Origin of the sequence: Natronococcus jeotgali DSM 18795 (genome assembly GCF_000337695.1) — an archaeon.
Taxonomy (GTDB): domain Archaea; phylum Halobacteriota; class Halobacteria; order Halobacteriales; family Natrialbaceae; genus Natronococcus; species Natronococcus jeotgali.
In genome coordinates, this window is the sequence record NZ_AOIA01000024.1 from 111,334 (window position 1) to 128,988 (window position 17,655).

The 17,655-nt window shown below is 69.8% G+C and carries 17 protein-coding genes; 3 read left to right on the plus strand and 14 right to left on the minus strand.

Translation table 11 applies throughout. The features are described from left to right. Positions 1-151: 151 nt before the first annotated feature. From C492_RS03760 to C492_RS03770, 3 genes are all read right to left on the minus strand, one after another. Positions 152-1,921 carry a Na+/H+ antiporter NhaC family protein gene (locus tag C492_RS03760; RefSeq protein ID WP_008420588.1) on the minus strand — a complete coding sequence of 590 codons (1,770 nt, stop codon included), beginning with the start codon at positions 1,919-1,921 and terminating at the stop codon, positions 152-154. A 301-nt stretch (positions 1,922-2,222) separates the two neighbouring features. Next, positions 2,223-3,464: a hypothetical protein gene (locus C492_RS03765; RefSeq protein WP_008420590.1), complete on the minus strand. Its 1,242-nt coding sequence runs from the start codon at positions 3,462-3,464 to the stop codon at positions 2,223-2,225. A 78-nt stretch (positions 3,465-3,542) separates the two neighbouring features. Beyond that, a complete protein-coding gene (locus C492_RS03770) occupies positions 3,543-3,731 on the minus strand; it encodes a hypothetical protein (protein ID WP_008420591.1) in 189 nt (62 codons plus the stop codon). Between the two features lie 85 nt (positions 3,732-3,816). Here C492_RS03770 and C492_RS03775 point away from each other — a divergent pair, with 85 nt between their 5' ends. Further along, a complete protein-coding gene (locus C492_RS03775) occupies positions 3,817-4,194 on the plus strand; it encodes a DCC1-like thiol-disulfide oxidoreductase family protein (RefSeq protein WP_008420593.1) in 378 nt (125 codons plus the stop codon). A 39-nt stretch (positions 4,195-4,233) separates the two neighbouring features. Here C492_RS03775 and C492_RS24105 read toward each other — a convergent pair whose 3' ends face one another. The 10 genes from C492_RS24105 to C492_RS03820 form a co-directional block, all read right to left on the minus strand. Beyond that, entirely contained in the window at positions 4,234-4,407 is a 174-nt protein-coding gene (locus C492_RS24105) for a hypothetical protein (RefSeq protein WP_160166962.1), read from the minus strand. Next, positions 4,404-4,673: a hypothetical protein gene (locus C492_RS03780; RefSeq protein WP_008420594.1), complete on the minus strand. Its 270-nt coding sequence runs from the start codon at positions 4,671-4,673 to the stop codon at positions 4,404-4,406. The genes C492_RS24105 and C492_RS03780 overlap by 4 nt, the downstream gene beginning before the upstream one ends. 170 nt (positions 4,674-4,843) lie before the next feature. Further along, a complete protein-coding gene (locus C492_RS03785; RefSeq protein WP_008420595.1) occupies positions 4,844-6,307 on the minus strand; it encodes a lipase maturation factor family protein in 1,464 nt (487 codons plus the stop codon). Between the two features lie 53 nt (positions 6,308-6,360). Continuing rightward, positions 6,361-6,786, minus strand: a complete 426-nt coding sequence (locus C492_RS03790; RefSeq protein WP_008420596.1) for a response regulator — start codon at positions 6,784-6,786, stop codon at positions 6,361-6,363. Positions 6,787-7,003: 217 nt separating this feature from the next. Next, positions 7,004-7,645 carry a helix-turn-helix domain-containing protein gene (locus C492_RS03795; RefSeq protein ID WP_008420597.1) on the minus strand — a complete coding sequence of 214 codons (642 nt, stop codon included), beginning with the start codon at positions 7,643-7,645 and terminating at the stop codon, positions 7,004-7,006. 88 nt (positions 7,646-7,733) lie between these two features. Then, complete coding sequence (locus tag C492_RS03800; protein ID WP_008420598.1) at positions 7,734-9,317, minus strand: acetolactate synthase large subunit; 1,584 nt, start codon at positions 9,315-9,317, stop codon at positions 7,734-7,736. 52 nt (positions 9,318-9,369) lie between these two features. Continuing rightward, positions 9,370-10,767 carry an NAD-dependent succinate-semialdehyde dehydrogenase gene (locus tag C492_RS03805; RefSeq protein ID WP_008420600.1) on the minus strand — a complete coding sequence of 466 codons (1,398 nt, stop codon included), beginning with the start codon at positions 10,765-10,767 and terminating at the stop codon, positions 9,370-9,372. Positions 10,768-10,863: 96 nt separating this feature from the next. Further along, positions 10,864-12,018, minus strand: a complete 1,155-nt coding sequence (locus C492_RS03810) for a CBS domain-containing protein (RefSeq protein WP_008420602.1) — start codon at positions 12,016-12,018, stop codon at positions 10,864-10,866. 64 nt (positions 12,019-12,082) lie between these two features. Beyond that, positions 12,083-14,503, minus strand: coding sequence for a heavy metal translocating P-type ATPase (locus C492_RS03815; RefSeq protein ID WP_008420604.1), 2,421 nt, complete (start codon positions 14,501-14,503; stop codon positions 12,083-12,085). Positions 14,504-14,634: 131 nt separating this feature from the next. After that, positions 14,635-16,116 carry a sulfatase gene (locus C492_RS03820; RefSeq protein WP_008420607.1) on the minus strand — a complete coding sequence of 494 codons (1,482 nt, stop codon included), beginning with the start codon at positions 16,114-16,116 and terminating at the stop codon, positions 14,635-14,637. Between the two features lie 67 nt (positions 16,117-16,183). Here C492_RS03820 and C492_RS03825 point away from each other — a divergent pair, with 67 nt between their 5' ends. After that, positions 16,184-16,411: a hypothetical protein gene (locus tag C492_RS03825; RefSeq protein WP_152424794.1), complete on the plus strand. Its 228-nt coding sequence runs from the start codon at positions 16,184-16,186 to the stop codon at positions 16,409-16,411. Between the two features lie 26 nt (positions 16,412-16,437). Further along, positions 16,438-17,307: a tRNA pseudouridine(38-40) synthase TruA gene (gene truA / locus C492_RS03830; RefSeq protein WP_008420610.1), complete on the plus strand. Its 870-nt coding sequence runs from the start codon at positions 16,438-16,440 to the stop codon at positions 17,305-17,307. A 155-nt stretch (positions 17,308-17,462) separates the two neighbouring features. Here the strand turns inward: truA and C492_RS03835 are convergent, their stop codons facing one another. After that, positions 17,463-17,651 (minus strand): hypothetical protein, encoded by a 189-nt coding sequence (locus C492_RS03835; RefSeq protein ID WP_008420611.1) that lies wholly within the window; start codon positions 17,649-17,651, stop codon positions 17,463-17,465. Between the last annotated feature and the right edge of the window lie 4 nt (positions 17,652-17,655).

Sequence of the window (17,655 nt, forward strand, 5' to 3'; positions counted from 1 at the left end):
TTCGCTCACTCCCGTCGCGCCCGCTGTTCTGTGCGAACGACAGTGAGCGCGAACAGCGGATCGCGCGGAATTTGACGTCTCGCTCGAGTCGTTTCGTTCCTCGAGACGGCGGCGTTCGCGGCCACCCTCGCCTCGAGCCCGCCCGACGGTCTCACGTTGCCAGCGTCGCGAACGCGAAGACCAGCGAGAGGTAGCCCAGAGCCACGAGTACCGCCGTTACGGGGAGCACGTCGAGGTGGTCGTACGATCCGTTCGTGGTCGCTTCGGCGCGCTCGTCGTCCCGTCCGAGCGCCTCGACGTCGATTTCCCCGTCGTCGATCGCTCGAGTGGTCGGCATGACCTCGGGGAGGTTCTTGCGGCGGGCGTCGACCTTGTTCAGGGCGAGGACCGCGACGGCGGTGAGGACGAACGACAGCGGTAGCAGGACGCTCGAGGCGGTGACGCCGACGGCGTACAGCAACAGCGCGACGACGGTGACGCCGGCCGCGGTCATCGCGAACGGGAGCTGCGTGTTCACGTGATCGATGTGGTCCGAACCGGAGAAGATCGAGGACATGACGGTCGTGTCGCTGATCGGCGAGACGTGGTCGCCCCAGATCGCCCCGCCGAACAGCGCGCCCGCGAGGACGGGAAGGATCGAGAGGCCGACCAGTTCGTACCCCAGCGGGATCATCAGCGGCGTCACGATCGCCATCGTCCCCCAGGACGTCCCGGTCGTGAACGCGATAAACATCGACGCCCCGAAGATCAACAGCGGAAGGAGCGAACCGGGAATCCCGCTGCCGATCATCGCGTCGACGATGAACTCGGCGGTGCCGACCTGCTCGGCGGCGTGGCCGATCCCCCACGCGAGGACGATGATCGCGGCCGCGATCATCATCGTCTTGAACCCGTCGATGACGACGTCGCTCGCCTCCTCGAGATCCATCGTCCCAAATCCGAGGGCGCCGGCCATGCCCACGACGGTGAACGCGAACGCACCGTAGAGCAGTCCGAGCGCGACGTCGGTCTCCTGGAACGCGGTCGCGACGTCGACGCCGGTCTCGGAGCCGCCGCCGAGCCACCACATCGAGACGAGGCCGACGACCAAAAGCGTCAGGATCGGGGCGAAGAAGTTGACCAGCGTCGGGTTCCGCTCGCTGGGCTCGCCCACGTCGGTGGTGACGTCCGAAAGCGGCGTGGCGTCCTCGCGGAGCGATTTCTTCTCGGTCCGCGAGCGCCACTCGGCGTCGAGCATCGGCCCGTAGAACCGCTGGGTGATCGAGATGTACCCGACCATGAAAAACGCCATCAGACAGTAGATGTTCCACGGGATGCTCCGCAGGAAGAGCCCGAACGCGGTGATTCCCACCTCGTCGGCGGTGAACTGGGCCGCCTCGAAGCCGACGATGATCATCGACACCTGGTACCCGATCCAGTTCGAGACCGGGCCGAACGTCGTGACCGGCGAGGTCGTCGAGTCCAGCACGTACGCGTGCATCTCGCGGGAGCTGTCGTTCTCCTCGGAGAGCTCCCGCGTCGCGTTTCCGGTGACGATCGTGCTGGTGTACGAATCGAAGAAGATGAACACGCCGATGAGCCAGGTAAGAACTTGCGAGTCCCGGGCCGTATTCACGCGGTGCCCGATCCGGTTTTGGAGCGCGATGATCCCGCCGGACTTGTAGATGAACGCGGCGCCGGCGCCCATGAACATGATCAGGAGCAGGAACTTGGTGTTGAACGGTGTTCGGACGACCTCGACGAGCCAGTCCATCGAGAGCGCCGTCGCCGAAACGGGGTTCCAGTCGGCGACCATCAGCGCGCCGATCCAGATCCCGGCGAACAGCGATACCAGCACCTGTCGCGTGTACATCGCGAGCGCGATCGCGAGCAGCGGCGGCGCCAGCGACAGTGCGCCGATCGGTAACGATTCGTACGACATACGATCGGAATATTCCGCTATTTCCTTTCAAACTTTCCATATAGTGGGGATTTCACGAACGGTTCGGCTACGTTCGCGCCGCCGTCGACGAGCTCCCTCGAGCCCGGCGGTCGTCGAGTGACGGGCCAAGCTTCAATCCGCTCGAGGGCTTGGTTCGGGTGCCATGAGCGAGCGAACCTCCGACGACGAGAACGAGCGACTCCCCGAAGAGGGGGGACGACAGGACGAAACCGACGCCGAGCCCGACGAGGAGGACGACTCGGAGGAGTCGTAAGCGTCTCGAGCGCTTCCGGTTCGGAGCTCAGACCGACTCGCGAAGCGCCCAGACGTCGACGGTCGGCTCGAGGCGGTGCGGCTCGCGGCCGCGTTCGGTGAGGATGCCGACGTGGTACAGCATCGTCTTCAGCTGGAACACCGTCGGCGCGTGGTAGGCGTCGCCGTTCTCGAGGGGCGCCCGCCGGAGTTCGCCCTCGCCCGTCAGCGCGCGCCGCCGGACGGCCTCGTCGCCGCGGACGAACAGCTCCACGGCGAAAGACGGGTGGAGCTCGTGGAGGTACTCGACGAACTCGACGAGCGACGGCTCCCGGTTCCCGTCCCGGTGGAGCGCCTGCAGCTCCGTGACGAGCAGCTCCGTCGCCGGGTACGCGAAGACGACCCGGCGGGCGAGTTGCCCCCACGACGGCGCCAGCTCGACGAACCGTTTCCGGGAGCGGTACCACCCGGCGAACGCCGCGAGGGCGCCCTCGGCCGTCCCGTAGTTGCGCTTCGCGAAGCGGACGACCTCCCGCCCCAGGGAGGTGAGCTCGATCCCGCCCGGGGCGTCCTCGATCAGTCCCAGGAACGCGGCCCCCTGCCGAGCGTCGGCGACGGCGACGACGACGTCGTACCTCGAGAGCAAGGTCCCGGTGTCGCCGTCGGCGTAGTGGGCGATCGGATACCCCAGGTAGTTCTTCGGGTGGTTGAGTCCGAACGATCGGTCTGTGACCCCCTGGGCGCTCGCCTGGAACCGGATCGCTCTCGCCTCCGTCGTCGTCCGCGTTCCGACGACCCGCGGGGCCTCGAGCGTTGGCACCGAACCGTCGGGTTCGATCCCGAGAATGCCGACGTTCAGCTCTCGGGCCAGGGTTCGGTCGGTCTCGGAGACCGCGGGTGCGGGCGCGGCGAGGTAGGCGGCGTTGGCCTCGCCGAGGCGGTCGTACGCCTGGACGATCCCTCGCCGGGCGTCGACGCCGTCGCTCGCGTACCCCTTCGCCTCGACGGCGACGAGCGGGGGCTCGTCGCCGAGCCGTTCGACGGCGACCAGTTCCCGGTCGAGCCGGCCGACGCCGACGAGGTCCGGGTAGCCGCCGCCGATCCGGACGTGGTTAAAGGGGGCGAGGCGCTCGCGAACCGCGGGGGCGACGGCGCGGTCGGGGCGCCACTCCTCCCGGGCGAACTGCGTGTCCGCGACCGCGTACGCGGGGGCGTCCTCGTCCGGAAAGAGTCGTTCCTTCGCGCGGGCCAGTACCTCGGGTTCGGTCAGCGATCCGGCCGCGCTGCTCATGGTCTCGCGTCGGCCGTCGCCGGCAAGAACGTTCCGACCGGGAGATCGTCCGAGAGCGCGACAGGAGGACGAGGACGGCTACGCGCCCCGCTCGTGCCCGACCTCGAGTTCGCTCGCGATCCCGACGCTCAACCCGCCCGCTCCGAGGATCGCCAGCGCGAGGCCCGCGATTCGGAGCGCGCTCCAGGTCTCGAAAAGCGCGAGCAGCCAGAGGCCGGCCACGAGGGCGAGTCCGCCCGCGACGACGACCCCGACGAACCGCTCCATACGGGGGAACCGAGCGCCGGCGGCAAGTATTTCGGGGCCGGCGGCCGAGGAGCTAAGTGCGCCGGTCTCGAAGCCGCTCGAGAGGATGACCGAACCGACGCTCGTCTTCGACGACGACTGCGGCTTCTGTACGTGGTGGGCGGAGTTCTTCGACGAGCGGACCGACGTCCGCGTCGTCGGCTTCAGCGACCTGACGCCGGAGCTGCGCGAGCGGCTACCCGAAGACTACGTAGAGTGTTCACACTTCGTGACCGACGACGAGGTCCGCTCCTGTGGCGCCTCGATCGAGGCGGGGCTCGCACGGATCGACGACGTCGGCGCGGTTCGGGAGGCGATCGAGTTCCTCCGAAACTTCGAGGACTACGAGCGCGTCCGCGAGAATGGGTACCGATGGGTGGCGGACAACCGCGACTTCTGGGGGCAGTTCGTCTCGAAGACCCCGCCGGTTCGGCGAGAGGAGTAGCGAACCGCCGCGAGCGCGGCGCCTCGTGACCCCCGCCCGTCAGGCGGATTCCGACCCCGGACGCCGCTCCGGCGTCGCCTCGTTCTCCGAGGCGCTCGAGCCCTCGGGGTTGTGGCGCCGCGTTCGGCGAAGCGCCCGGAGCGTCACCGCGACCGATACCAGGTAGCTCCCGGCACCGACGAGCAGGAGGCTCGCGCTCGGCAGTTCGATCATCGACGGCCCGTCCCCTCGGCCGCGGCGGCGAGCGTCGGGACCCGCTCGATCGATCCCGGGACGTTTTGGTTTCCCGCACCGTCCTCGACGTACTCGACGTCGGTCTCGAGGCGGTAGTACGTCGTCGTCTCGTCGAACGCCATCCGTCGACTCGGCTCCGCACGCACGCACCGGAGCCACGTCCCGTTGTCCAGCTCGAGCACCGTCAGTTCGTCGACCGCGATCTCCCGCCCGTCCGTCAGTCCGACGGTAATCGTCTCGGTCATGTTACCGCAGATGTAGGTACAGATAATTGTTATGTAGTGGTTTTCGGACGTTATGTGGTGGTTATCGATCCGAGGAGCGAGTCCATCGAACGGAGGCCCGCGGCCCCGCGAGCGACGCCACCTGTTAACGCGACGTTTCGAGGGACGGCCCTTCGAGATCCGAGCGCCGTCTACGGTCGGGCGCCGCGACGGCGCACCTCCTCGAGGGACGCCGGGCTGACGTAGGTGCCGACCCGTTCACGGTGCCACCACGTCCCAGTCTCGGTGCGCTCCTCGGGGGTCGTAAACCGGTAGCGGTACCGGAGCACCCGGATCCGTTCGGGAGATCGGTCCGTCCCCGCGAAGGGGTCCTCGGCCAGTAGCGAACGGGTGGCCTCGTCCTCCTCGAGCAGTCGGCGAACGAACCGCAGGACCCACGGGCTGCGACGCGGGGTCGGCGACATCGCCGCGAACCAGAGCTGCCAGTCCAGCCGCAGGTGGTAGGGTGCGATCTGGGGCGGTCGCCGCCGGGGGTCGGTCGGTTTCCCTTTGAAACGGTAGGTCTCCCACTCCGCGTCCTCGGCGCCGCGCTCGTCGGTCGTTCCCTGGATCACGAGCTCGTAGCGCTCGCGCGTGACCGAGCCGAACGCGCCGTAGGTGTTGACCAGGTGCAACGGGTCGAACGCGGTGTTCATGGCCTGTCGTTCGGAGAGCATGTTCCGAACCGGAGAGACGCTCAACGCGAGGACGAGCGCCGCGACGAGGACCGCAGCGGCCTCGAGGTAGATCGGCGTCGCGGTCGTCGCGGGCGCCGCCACCGGGAGCAGCGTCTCGAGGATCCCGTCGCTGAAGGTGGCGATCGCCAGCACGATCGTCAGCGCGTTCAGCCAGGCGAAGTTTCCGGTGACCAGCAGCCAGCCCTGGAAGCCGATCGTCGCCGCGCCCGCGAGCGCCGCGGCGGGCTGGGGCGCGAAGTAGAGAAACGGCACCGCCAGCTCGAGGACGTGGTTGCCAAGCGTCTCGAGGCGGTGGAAGCCCTTCGAGCGGTGGTGGGCGAACCAGCTTACGGGGTTGGGGATGGGTTGGGTCTCGTAGTGGTAGTCCAGACAGGAGAGGTCGCGCCAGCAGTCGTCGCCGCGGATCTTGATCAGCCCCGCGCCGAACATGTTTCGAAAGAGCACCCACGCGAGCAGGAGGAAGACGACCGCTGGCGGCGCGGTCGAACCGGCGCCGAGAAAGATCGCCAGAAAGCCCGTCTCGAGCAGCATCGACTCCCAGCCGTAGCCGTAGAAGAGCCGGCCGGCGTTGACAAAGGAGAGATACAGCAGCCACAGCGTCGCCCACAGCACCATCGAGACGGGCGTCGCGTAGCCGTCGGGAAGCCCGTAGGGAACCGCAAACAGCGCGAGCGCCGACAGCGCGACCCCGGTCCAGGCGGCGATCCCGATCGCGCGGTCGCTGGGCGCGAGGTAGAACAGGCTCGGTCGCTCCCGGAACTCGACGGCCTCGAGATACCGCTCGAGAGGGAGCAGGCCGGTCTCGCCGGCGAGCGGCCGGAACTGGAACGCGGCGACGAGGAAGGCCAGCAGATACAGCAGGGCCAGCCCCCGCTGGAAGAGGACGCGAACGAGCCAGAACTCCTCGCCGTGGAACACGGTCGGCCCTGAGCGCGCGAGCGCTCAAAGGGATACCGCCGGGACGGGCCGGCCTACTGCGGGGGAAGCCGGACGCGGTCGAACCAGAACGCCTCGAGGCTTCCGATCATCGAGACGAGGTCGGTGGGCGCGATCGGTTTCGTCAGGTAGGCGTTGGCAGCGCGGCGGTACGACGCCGCGACGTCCTCGTCGTCGTCGGAGCTCGTCAGCACGATCACCGGGAGCCGCCGGAGTTCGGACGACGATCTGACCCGCTCGAGGACGGTCCCGCCGTCGATTCCGGGCAGATTGAGATCCAGCAGGACGAGGTCGGGGAGCGCGTCCTCTCGAGCCCGTCGCTCGAGGAACGCCATGGCGTCCTCGCCGGTCGTCACCGCGCGGAGGGTGTGGTCGCCGTCGGTCGCCGCGAACGCCTCCCGCGTGAGCCGGACGTCGCCGGGATTGTCCTCGACCAGCAGGACCTCTCGCGAGGGGATCATCGCCGTCCTCGGGCGAGCCGTCGCCCGTTCCCGTCCGCCGTCGTCTGCCCCGCTTGGGAGGTCGCTTCGCCCGTCGATCGCAACCGCCGACTTCCTTCTCGGCTCGAACGCACGGAGAAAACGAAATCAGATCCGTCTGCCATTACCGGAATCCGGCCCTTCGAACGGTTGAATGCGCTGCTGCGTAGGCAGGATCCTTTTATACCGATGGCTTCGCTCAGTCCGCCATCGTGTCGCCGACGAGTCGCCGGAGTCCGCGCTGTAACCGCGAGGACAGCGACTGTCGGGTGATCTCGAGTTCGTCGGCGAGATCCGCCTGCGAGGCCCGTCGCGGCGAGTCGAAGTACCCCCGCTCGTAGGCCAGAATCAGCGCCTCGCGCTGGGCGGGCGTGAGGGCGTCGTCCCCGTCCGCCCGCGGCGGCGAGAGCGGTCGAAGTCGCGTGAGGTCGATCGGGATCGCCGCCTCGAGGCAGGCCGACTGGAAGTCGGCGATCGCCTCCCGGTCGTCGCCGCGGATCTCGAAGGACCAGCGTCGCCTCGTTCCGACCGCGGAGACGAGAACGACCGCCGACTCCAGCAGGACCGTCAGGAGGTTCTCCCGGTCGGGGTTCCACTCGGTCCGAACCAGCGCGTCCTCGCCGACGGTTTCGACGACGCTGATCGCCCGGAGGGCCGGGTGCGAGACCGCCGCCGGGTCGAACGACTCGAGGTTCGGATCGCGCAGCCAGAAGTAGGGGATCGTCTCCCCGTTCGTCGGGACGATCCGATCGAGTTCGACCGTCGCGTCGGGGAGTTCCTCGAACACGCACGCCAGCGGAAACCGCTCCCCCGACGCGTCGAATGCGGCCTCGAGCGCCATAATTCTCCCATACTTTCGCTGTAGTAAAGCCTAGGGTCGGCAGGAGAAACCCCGACGTCGGGATCGGCGACCGCCGCCTGGCATCCGACTACGCCTCGAGCGGAACCTCGATCAGCGAGAGGTCGTCGGACGGCACCGCCTCCCGGAACGCCCGATCGATCTCGTTCCACGTCTCGGGGCGGGACGCCTCGATCCCGAAGCTCTCGGCGAACGCGACCAGATCCGGGTTCGAGAGCTCCGTCCCGGTGTGCTCGCCGCGGTGTTCGACCTGTTTCTCAGAGATGAGCCCGTAGTCGTCGTCGACGAAGACGACGATCGTGAAGCCGCAGTCGAGCCTGGTCGCGGTCTCGATCTCGGCGGCGTTCATCAGGAAGCCGCCGTCGCCGGTGGCCGCGACGACGTTCGCGTCGGTCGCGAGGTCGGCCGCGAGCGCGCCCGGAACGGCGATCCCCATGCTCGCCAGCCCGTTCGAGACGACGCAGGTGTTGGGCTCGTAGGTCGGGTACGACTGCGCGATAGCCATCTTGTGGCTGCCGACGTCCGAGACGAGGACGTCCTCGTCGGCCGTCGCCTCCCGGAGCAGCGGGAGGGCGTTGCGGACCGTCACCGGGTCGTCGTCCTCGGGGGATCGCGTAACCGCCTCGAGAATCCGGTCGTGGGCGTCGCGACACCACAGCGAGCACGATTCCGGAGGCAGTCGGTCGCCGATCGCCTCCAGGGCCGCGCCGACGTCGGCGACGATCTCGACGTCGGGGTTGTAGTGGCGGTAGACCTCCGCGGGCTCGTGGTCGACGTGCACGACCTGCTTCTCGACGTCGGGGTTCCACCCCTCGGGGTCGTGCTCGGCGATGTCGTAGCCGACGGCGATCACGCAGTCGGCCCGCTCGACCGCCCGGGCGGCCTCGTCGCCGGGGCCCGAGTCGAGGGTCAGCAACGAGGCGGGCTCGCGGTCGGAGATCGCGCCCTTCCCCATGTAGGTCGCGACGACGGGGAGCTCGAGGCGGTCGACGAGCGCGCGGATGCCGTCGGCCGCCCGAGTGCGGACCGCGCCGTTGCCCGCCAGCAGGAGCGGTCGTTCAGCGTCCGCGAGCAGCGTCGCGGCCCGCTCGACCGACGCGTCGTCGGGATCCGGGCGGCGGACCGAATCTCGGACGGGGATCGGCTCCGCGTCGATCGCCTCGCCCGCGACGTCCTCGGGGAACTCGAGGTGGGTCGCGCCCGGCTTCTCGAGTTCGGCGAGCTTGAACGCCTTGCGGACCGACTCGGGGACGATCTCGGGCTCGGCGATCTGGGCGTTCCACTCGACGATCGGCTCGAAGACGTCGACGACGTCCAGCGCCTGGTGGCTCTCCTTGTGGAGCCGTTCGCGCCCGCCCTGGCCGGTGATCGCGACGACGGGGCTCTTGTCGAGCTGGGCGTCGGCGACGCCCGTGATCAGGTTCGTCGCGCCGGGGCCAAGCGTCGAGAGACAGACCCCGGCGTCGCCGGTGAGCCGCCCGTAGACGTCGGCCATGAACGCCGCGCCCTGCTCGTGGCGGGTCGGGACGAACGCGATCGAGGAGTCCCGAAGCGAGAAGAGCAGGTCCTCGACCTCCTCGCCCGGGAGCCCGAAGACGTACTCGACGCCCTCGGCCTCGAGGCAGTCGACGAGTAGATCGGATGCTGTTGGCACGGTTCTCTCGACTCGCCCCGGATCTATGAGTGTGGTACCTTCGTGGGACGGCCTACTCCGTGTCGGGGGCGCCGTCGTCCGCGCCGGCCGACTGAACCCAGACGGTCTTGCGGTTGACGAACTCGTGGATCCCCGCCTCGGCGAGTTCGCGGCCGTGCCCCGACGCCTTCACCCCGCCGAAGGGCAGGCGCGGGTCGGACTTGACGAGCTCGTTGACGAACACGCAGCCGGCCTCGACCTCGCGGGCGAGTCGCTCCCCGCGATCGAGTTCCTCCGTCCAGACCGACCCCCCGAGCCCGTAGCGGGTGTCGTTGGCGAGCTCGATCGCCTCCTCCTCGCCTTCGACCCGGAAGACGGCCGCGGCCGGACCGAACACCTCCTCGTCGGCCGCGGGGCTGTCCCGCGGGGGCTCCGAGAGCACCGTCGGCGGGTAGTAGTACCCCTCCCGGTCGAGGGGCTCGCCGCCGCACTCGAGGGTTGCACCCGCTTCGACGCTTTCCTCGACCTGCTCGTGGAGGTCTTCCATGAGGTCCTCGCGGGCCTGGGGGCCGATGTCGGTGTCGGACTCGAGCGGGTCCCCGATCTCGAGGGACTCCATCTCGGAGACGAACCGGTCGAGGAACTCGTCGTAGACCTCGTCGACGACGATGAAGCGCTTGGCGGCGATACACGACTGGCCGGAGTTGATCGTCCGGGCCGTCGCCGCGGTCTCGGCCGCGGCCTCGAGGTCGGCGTCCTCGAGCACGACGAACGGGTCGCTCCCGCCCAGCTCGAGGACGTGTTTCTTCAGCTCGCACCCGGCCTGCTCGGCGACGGCGCGGCCGGCGCCCTCGCTGCCGGTGAGGGTCACCGCGTCGAGGCGGTCGTCGGCGATCACGTCCTCGATCGCGTCCGAGCCGGCCAAAAGCGTCGAGAACACGCCCTCGGGATAGCCCGCGTCCTCGAAGATCTCCTCGATCGCCAGCGCGCAGCCGGGGACGTTCGAGGCGTGTTTGAGCAGGCCGACGTTGCCCGCGGTCAGGTGGGGCGCGGCGAACCGAAACACCTGCCAGAACGGGAAGTTCCAGGGCATCACCGCGAGGACGGCCCCCAGGGGCTCGTAGGAGACGAACGTCCGCGAGTGGGGCTCGCTGCCGAGAGTCTCGTCGGCGAGGAACTCGTCGGCGCGCTCGGCGTAGAAGTCACAGACCCACGCGCACTTCTCGAGTTCCGAGCGGGATTCCGCGATCGGTTTGCCCATCTCCTCGCTGATGAGTTCGGCGTACTCGTCCTCGCGCTCCCGAAGGAGCTCGCCGGCTCGCTCGAGCAGCTGCTGGCGCTCGGTGATCGGGGTTTCGGCCCACGGCTCGAACGCGTCGTCGGCGGTCGCGAGGATCTCCTCGATGTCGCCCTCGTCGTGGTCGTCGTACGTTTCGAGTCGGTCGCCGGTCGCCGGGTTGTGACTTTCCATGCGTAGCTCGCCCTCGGTTGCCTTCGCCGGTACCACGAGCAGGCACCTCAAAGACTTACGCCCGGCAGTCGAACCGTCTCCGCGACGCGGCGACGCTCAGTGTTCGATCGAGCGCGGCGCAGCCGGCGCCGCCCGGCTCCCCTGTGCGACCTCGAGGGCGGTCATCAGGTCGGTCCGCGAGAGCAGCCCCGCCAGCGAGCCGTCGGCGTCGACGACGAGGAGCCGGCCCACGTTCTCCTCTTGGAGCGTCCGCAACGCGGTCGTCGCCTCGGCGTCGAGGGGGATCGTTACCGGGTCGGTCGACATCGCGTCCCGGACGACGCCGCCGGTATCGGGCGCGCGCTCCTGTACGTCCTCGAGGGTGACGATGCCGACGAGCGACCCGTCCTCGAGGACGGGGTAGCCGGTGTGGCGCTCTCGCAGCATCCGATCCAGCAGCTCCGCGGTCGGCAGCTCCGTCGAAACCGTATCGAGTTCCGGCGCCGGGGTCATCAGCTCCGCGACGGTCAGCCCCTCGAAGGCGGTCTCGACGAAGATCTGCTGGGTCTCGCTCGAGGCGGCGATGTAGATGAAGAAGGCGATCGCGATCCAGAAGATGCTGAACGTGACGATGCCCGCGAACCCCAGCAGGATCGCGAACCACTTGCCGACTCCGGCGGCGATCCGGGTCGCCTCCAACCGGGAGCGGTTGCGCGAGAGCAGCGCCCGGAGCACCCGGCCGCCGTCCATCGGGAATCCCGGCAGCATGTTGAAGATCGCCAGCACGACGTTGAGCACCGCCAGGTACCCGAGCACGAACAGCACCGCCGACAGCTCGGCGGGCAGCACGACGAACCCGGCGTAACACAGGGCGCCGACCGCGACGCTGACGATCGGCCCCGCGATCGCGACGACGAGTTCCTTGTGCCACTCCTCGGGCATCTCGGCGAACTGCGCCAGCCCGCCCAGGAACCACAGCGTGATCGACTCCGTCTCGAGCCCGTAGCGGCGCGCGGCCATCGCGTGGCCCAGCTCGTGACAGAAAACGCTGACGAACAGCCCCAGCGCGGCCGTCAGACCGAGCAGCCACGGCGTTGCACCCTCGGTTAGCGGACCGGGGTCGATCGCCCGCCCGAAGGTCGTGTTGAGCAACTCGACGATCACCGCCGTCTGCACTCCGATGAGATAGGCTAACAGCGGGACGACGAGGAGAAACGAGGCGCCGAGCTTGATCGGAATGCCAAACGCCGTGCCGATGCGAACACTGGCCATACACCCACTACGTGCCAGAGCCTCTTGATGGGTCCTCCTGTACGCGTCGCCCCGTGAAGCGCCGTCAGCCGGACTCGAGCAGCGGCCGCGATGCGTTCGCGCCGATCAGTCCGGCGGTGACGACGAGCGCGCCCGCGGTGACCAGCGGACTCAACAGCCCCAGCGCCGCGGCCGGGATCGCGAGGGCGTTGTACGCAAGCGCCAGCGCGAGGTTCTGGCTCACGCGGTCGCCGGCGGCCCGGGCGATCGAGATCGCCCGTTCAACGCCGGCCAGGTCGTCCTCGAGGATCGCGAGGTCGGCGGCGTCGGCCGCGAGCGCGGTGCCGCCGCCGAGGGAAATCCCCAGGTCCGCCGCGGCCAGCGCCGGCGCGTCGTTGGTCCCGTCGCCGACCATCGCCACCCGTCGGTCGGCCCCCAGCCGCTCGATCGCCGCGGCCTTGCCCGCCGGCGGGACCTCCGCGAAGACGTCGACGTCGGCCCGACGCTCGAGGAACTCGCTGGCGGCCGCGTCGTCGCCGGTGAGGACGACGGCCTCGACCCCGGTCTCGCGGAGCCGCGAGAGGCTCTCGAGCCACTCGGCCCGGGGCTCGTCGCCGACGACGACGAGGCCGCTCGCCCGGCCGTCGGCGCCGACGAGGACGGGCAGCCGACCACGCTCTCGAGCGGCCGCGGCCCGCGACGCCAGCCCCTCCTCGAGGGGCCACCCGCGCTCGCGGAACAGCTCCGGGTGGCCGACCACGACCCGCCGTCCGTCGACGACCCCCTCGACGCCGGTCTCGTGGCTCTCGAAGGCCCGAACGGTCGGCGGCTCGTCCGCGCCCTCGCCGATCGCCCCACCGCCGGCGTCGACCTCGTCGCCGTCGCCGCGAGCGAACGCGTTTCGGATCGCCGTCGCGGCGGGGTGGGTCGCCCGCTCCTCGAGCGCGCCCGCGGCCCGGAGCAACTCGGGGGCGGCGTCGGCCTCGAGCACCCGCATCTCGCCGGTCGTCAGCGTCCCCGTCTTGTCGAAGACCACGACGTCGAGGGCCCGGAGCCGCTCGAAGACGGTCTCGTCGAAGACGACAATCCCCCGGTCGAGCGCCTCGTCGATACTCGTCGCGACCGAAAGCGGCGCCGCGAAGCCGAGCGCCCACGGGCTCGCGACGACGACGGTCGCGAGGACGGCGGTGACGGTCGCCGTCGCCGTCCAGCCGAGCGCGAGCGCGACCGCGCCGACCCCGACGCCCGCCGCGGCGACGGCGGGGGTCAGTCGAGCAGCGAGTCGATCCGCGTGCCGGCCGACCCCGTGGGTCGCGCTCTGGAGGTTCCAGACCGACTCGGTGAGCCGCTCGAGGCTGCTCTCGGTTCGGTCGGCGGGGTCGACGACGGCCGCGCCCGAGACGACGAGCGACCCTCCGATCGCCTCGTCGCCCGTCGCCTTCGAAACGGGGAGGGACTCCCCGGTGACGATCGCCTCGTCGACGGTACACCCCCCCTCGACGAAGCGGCCGTCGACCGGGATCCGCTCGCCCTCCCGGACCAGCAGCCGATCGTCGGCCGCGAGGGATTCGGTGGGCACCGTTCGGGTGGCGCCGTCGTCCTCGAGCACGCGAGCCTCGCCGACCTCGGAGACCGTGAGCTCGGTGAGCCGGTTCAGGGCCCGTCGCTTGACCGTCGCCTCGTAGAACACCGCCGCCATCACCGTCGCCGAGACCAGTATCGTCAGGTCGTAGTAGAGGTCGTTGCGGCCGAGCCCGAGCGCGACCGTGCCGTAGACGAAGGCGGCGACGATCNTCAGAGATGTGTATAAGAGACAGGTCAGGTAGAGAACCGCTCCGGTGACGACCAGAAACAGCGGCAACAACGCCAACGGGTCGAGCGTCGCGAACGCCCCCTCGTAGGCCGCCAGGAACCGCCAGTCGACCAGCTCCGCGAGGTGGACGGGGTAAAAGATCGTGGCGTACGGCACCAGCAGGAACGAGCCGAAGACGACGCCGACGACGTAGCGCATCTCGAGGAAGTCCTCGGTGCGGCGCTTGCGCAGGCCCGTCATCTCGCGGGAGCGGTGGGTGCTCCCCGCTCCGTCCTCGGACTCGTCGGCGTCGAGAGGGCCGTCGCGGCGGTAGGCGGTGTACCCGGTCGTGGTCAGGGCCGCCCGGAGCTCGTCGGCCGAGGTCCGCTCCGGGTCGTAGTCGACCCGCACCGTCTCGGTGACGTAACTCGCCGTCGCCTCGCGGACGCCCGCCCGGTTCTCGGCGACCCGCTCGAGGTAGGCCTCGCAGAGCGCGGAGTACATCCCGTCGATCCGGAAGAACGCGCGGGCCGCGTCGGGGGCGTCCCGTTCGGCCCCGGCTGCCGTCGGTTCCGCGTCGTCGCTCGCGCCCCCGGCGCCGTCGCCGAGGGAGTCGTGGAGTTCCCGGCAGCCGCTCGAGCAGAAGCGTTCGTCGGGGTCGGTATCGGCGCCGCAGAGCCGACAGCGTTCGGGTTCAGCGCGGGCGTCGGACACGGTTTCCCGTACGGCGGTCGAGCGTTATAACGGTGACTGGTCGGCCCGCTTCGACCGACGGTGGCGGCCCCGATCCGACGACGGGTTCGGCCGCGCCGAGCGCTCCGGACCGCCGAATCCGCTCCCGGTCGTCACAGGTAGCCCAGATCCGCCAGCCGCTCCTCGGTTCCGGCCTGCATCGCGACCTCCCCGCCGGCGTCGGCCTCCTCGAGTCCGTCGAACCACTCTTCGAGTCGCCGTCGCAGCTCCCGGACGCGGTCGGGGCGGTCGACCGAGCGGTCGGTCCGCTCGCCGGGGTTGGCCTCGAGGTCGTGGTAGCGCTCGAAGCCGTCGTCGCCGCGGACGTACTTCTCTCCCCGGGTCCGGATCGCCCGCAGCCGACGGTCGAACGCCCGCACGCGGTCGGGGAGCTCGCCGAAGCGATCCTCAAGCCGATCGATCGAGGGCTGGGGCGCGGCGTACTCGGCGAAGACCGCGTCCCGCCGCTCGCTCGCGCCGGGGCGCAGCGAGCGCCCGTGACCGCCCTCGAGCAGTTCGGGGTCGTCGATCCCGAGGGTGTCAAGCAGCGTCGCGGGAACGTCGAGCAGCTGGGCCAGCTCCCGGCGCCGCCCGCCGTCCGTGAAGGGGCCGCCGCGGATCACGAGGGGGACGTTGAGCAGGGTGTCGTAGAGGTTGTACTGGTGGCCGAAAAAGCCGTGCTCGCCGACGTGTTCCCCGTGGTCGCCACAGACGACGAGCAGGGTGTCCTCGAGCTCGCCCGCCGACTCGAGGGCCTCGCGCAGGCGGGCCAGCTGGTCGTCGGTGTAGGCGAGCTCCGCCCGGTAGAGCCCCCGGAGGAGAGAGAACTCCCGTTCGGTGAGCTCGTAGTCCTCGCAGTCGTAGGCTCGAGGATCCTGTCGGATCGCGGTCGCCTCCTCGTAGCTCGCCCCCTCGGGGAGAAACCGCTCGGCGTACTCCCGGGGCGGATCGTACTCGACGTGGGGTTCGATGAGGTTACAGAACAGGAAGAAGGGATCGTCGCCCCGGTCTGCGAGCCAGCCGTCGATCCAGTCGACCGAACGGGCCGCGCCGTCGTCGCCCGCGGGCTGGAGCACCTCGCTGTAGAGGATGTTCGCCGCGTTGACGAGCGGATTCCCCTCGAAGAGGCGATCGCGGGTCGCCTGGAGCTTTTCGCGGACGTCCTCGCCCCGGACGACCGCGCCCATGTCGGCGTCGGACTGGATGTACTGCCACCCCTTTCGGAGCTCGTCGAACCCGCGGTCGAAGCCGAACTCCTCGGTGATCCAGGTGTTGTTCGAGACGCCGACGGTCTCGTAGCCCGCGTCCGAAAAGGCCTCCGCGAGCGTCCGGTTGTCCCCGTCGAGGTAGGTGTGTCCGCCGTGGGCGCCGTGCTCGGACGGGTACCGACCGGTGAACATCGAGGCGTGAGAGGGAAGGGTCCACGGCGCCGCCGCGAACGCGTTCTCGAAGGTCGTCCCCTCCGCGGCGAGCGAGGACAGCGCCGGGGTCGTCTCCGGACCGGCGCTTTCCGCTCGAGCGGTGTCGAAAACGACGAGAACGACGTTCCGAACGTTAGTGTGTGACTCCCCATCACGCTCGTTGGATTCTCTCATAGCTACGTCACCTCCGCCTCTCGTCGGCAAGGGGCCAGACCCGGCTAATGCAGGGGATTCAGGCGTGGTGATCGCGTCGGGTGACCGTCTCGGGCGCCGACCGTTCGGGCCGTTCAGCCCGACGTCCGACGTCCTCCCGACGCTGCTCGAGGGTCCCGTCTACCGGGCGAAGATCCACTCGGCGACAGGCGACGAACGGATCCTCGACGGTCGACCGGTGCGCTCGAGGAAGGCGGCGAACGGCTCCGCCCGCGGAGTCCCTGGGAGCCGTCCGTCGGCGGTTCGACGGGCCTAACACGCCGGCTCCCCTGGCACTACGCGATGCCGATGTGCGCGTACCGGATCGCCTACGACGGGAGCGGCTACCGCGGCTTCCAGCGCCAGCCCCAGCCCGACGTCCCGACCGTCGAGGACGACCTGTTCGACGCGCTGCGATCCCACGGCGTCCTCGAGCCCGGCGCCGACAAGCCGACGGGGTACGCGGCGGCGGGCCGAACCGACGCGGGCGTCTCGGCGCTGGCCCAGACGGTCGCGTTCGAGGCGCCCGACTGGCTCGCCCCGCGGGCGTTCAACGGCGAGCTCCCCGCCGACGTCCGGGCCTGGGCGGTCGCCGACGCGCCCGCGGACTTCCACGCGACCCACCACGCGAGCCGACGCGAGTACGCCTACCACCTGTACGCGCCGCCAGCCCGGCGATCGGCGGCGTCGGCCGCCGAAACCGGATCGCGGACGGCCACTCGAGTCGCCGACGACCGGTTTCGCGCGGCCTGCGACGCGCTCTCGGGAAGCCACGACTTCCACAACCTCACGCCCGACGACCGCAACACCGAGCGCTCGCCGACCCTCGAGGCGACGCGGGACGACGACTACCTCGTCGTCACCGTTACCGCCGACGGCTTCGCCCGCGAACTCGTCCGACGGCTCGTCTCGCTCGCGCGGGCTGTGGGGGCCGGCGAGCGATCGCTCGCGGACCTCGAGCGCGCGCTCGCTCCCGAGCCGCTGCCCGGCCGCGAGGGGATCGCTCCGGCCCCGCCCGAACCGCTCGTGCTCGCCGGCGTCGACTACCCCGACCTCGAGTTCGCGGTCGACGAGACGGCCGCGGCGAGCGCTCGCGCGGTGTTCGACGCCCGCCGGATCGAACGACGAACGGGGGCCCGGGTCGCGGGCGCGCTCGGCGACGGCTTGCGGTGAGTCGGCGCGGCAACTCGCGGTCCGTACGGATAACGGCGGGCCGATTCCCCCGTGGCCGCACCCGTGGAAGGAACTCGAAAAGCAGCTATAGTAACAACTGAAACTGTTTGCACACCGATCGCACAGCAGCCGTGCGATCGGGTGCGCACTGACTTTCAGTGGCTACTATAGTTCGGCGTCGCGGCCTCGCCGACCGGTTCGATCTCGGCTCGCTCCTGCTGGGAGACGACGTACCGAGCGACCTCCCGCTGGGTGTGCTTGCCGATCAGGTGATCCTCGAGGTCCCGGTCTAACTCCAGTACCTCCTCGCAGACCGGGCACGTAACTGGTGGATCGAATGTCATGTTC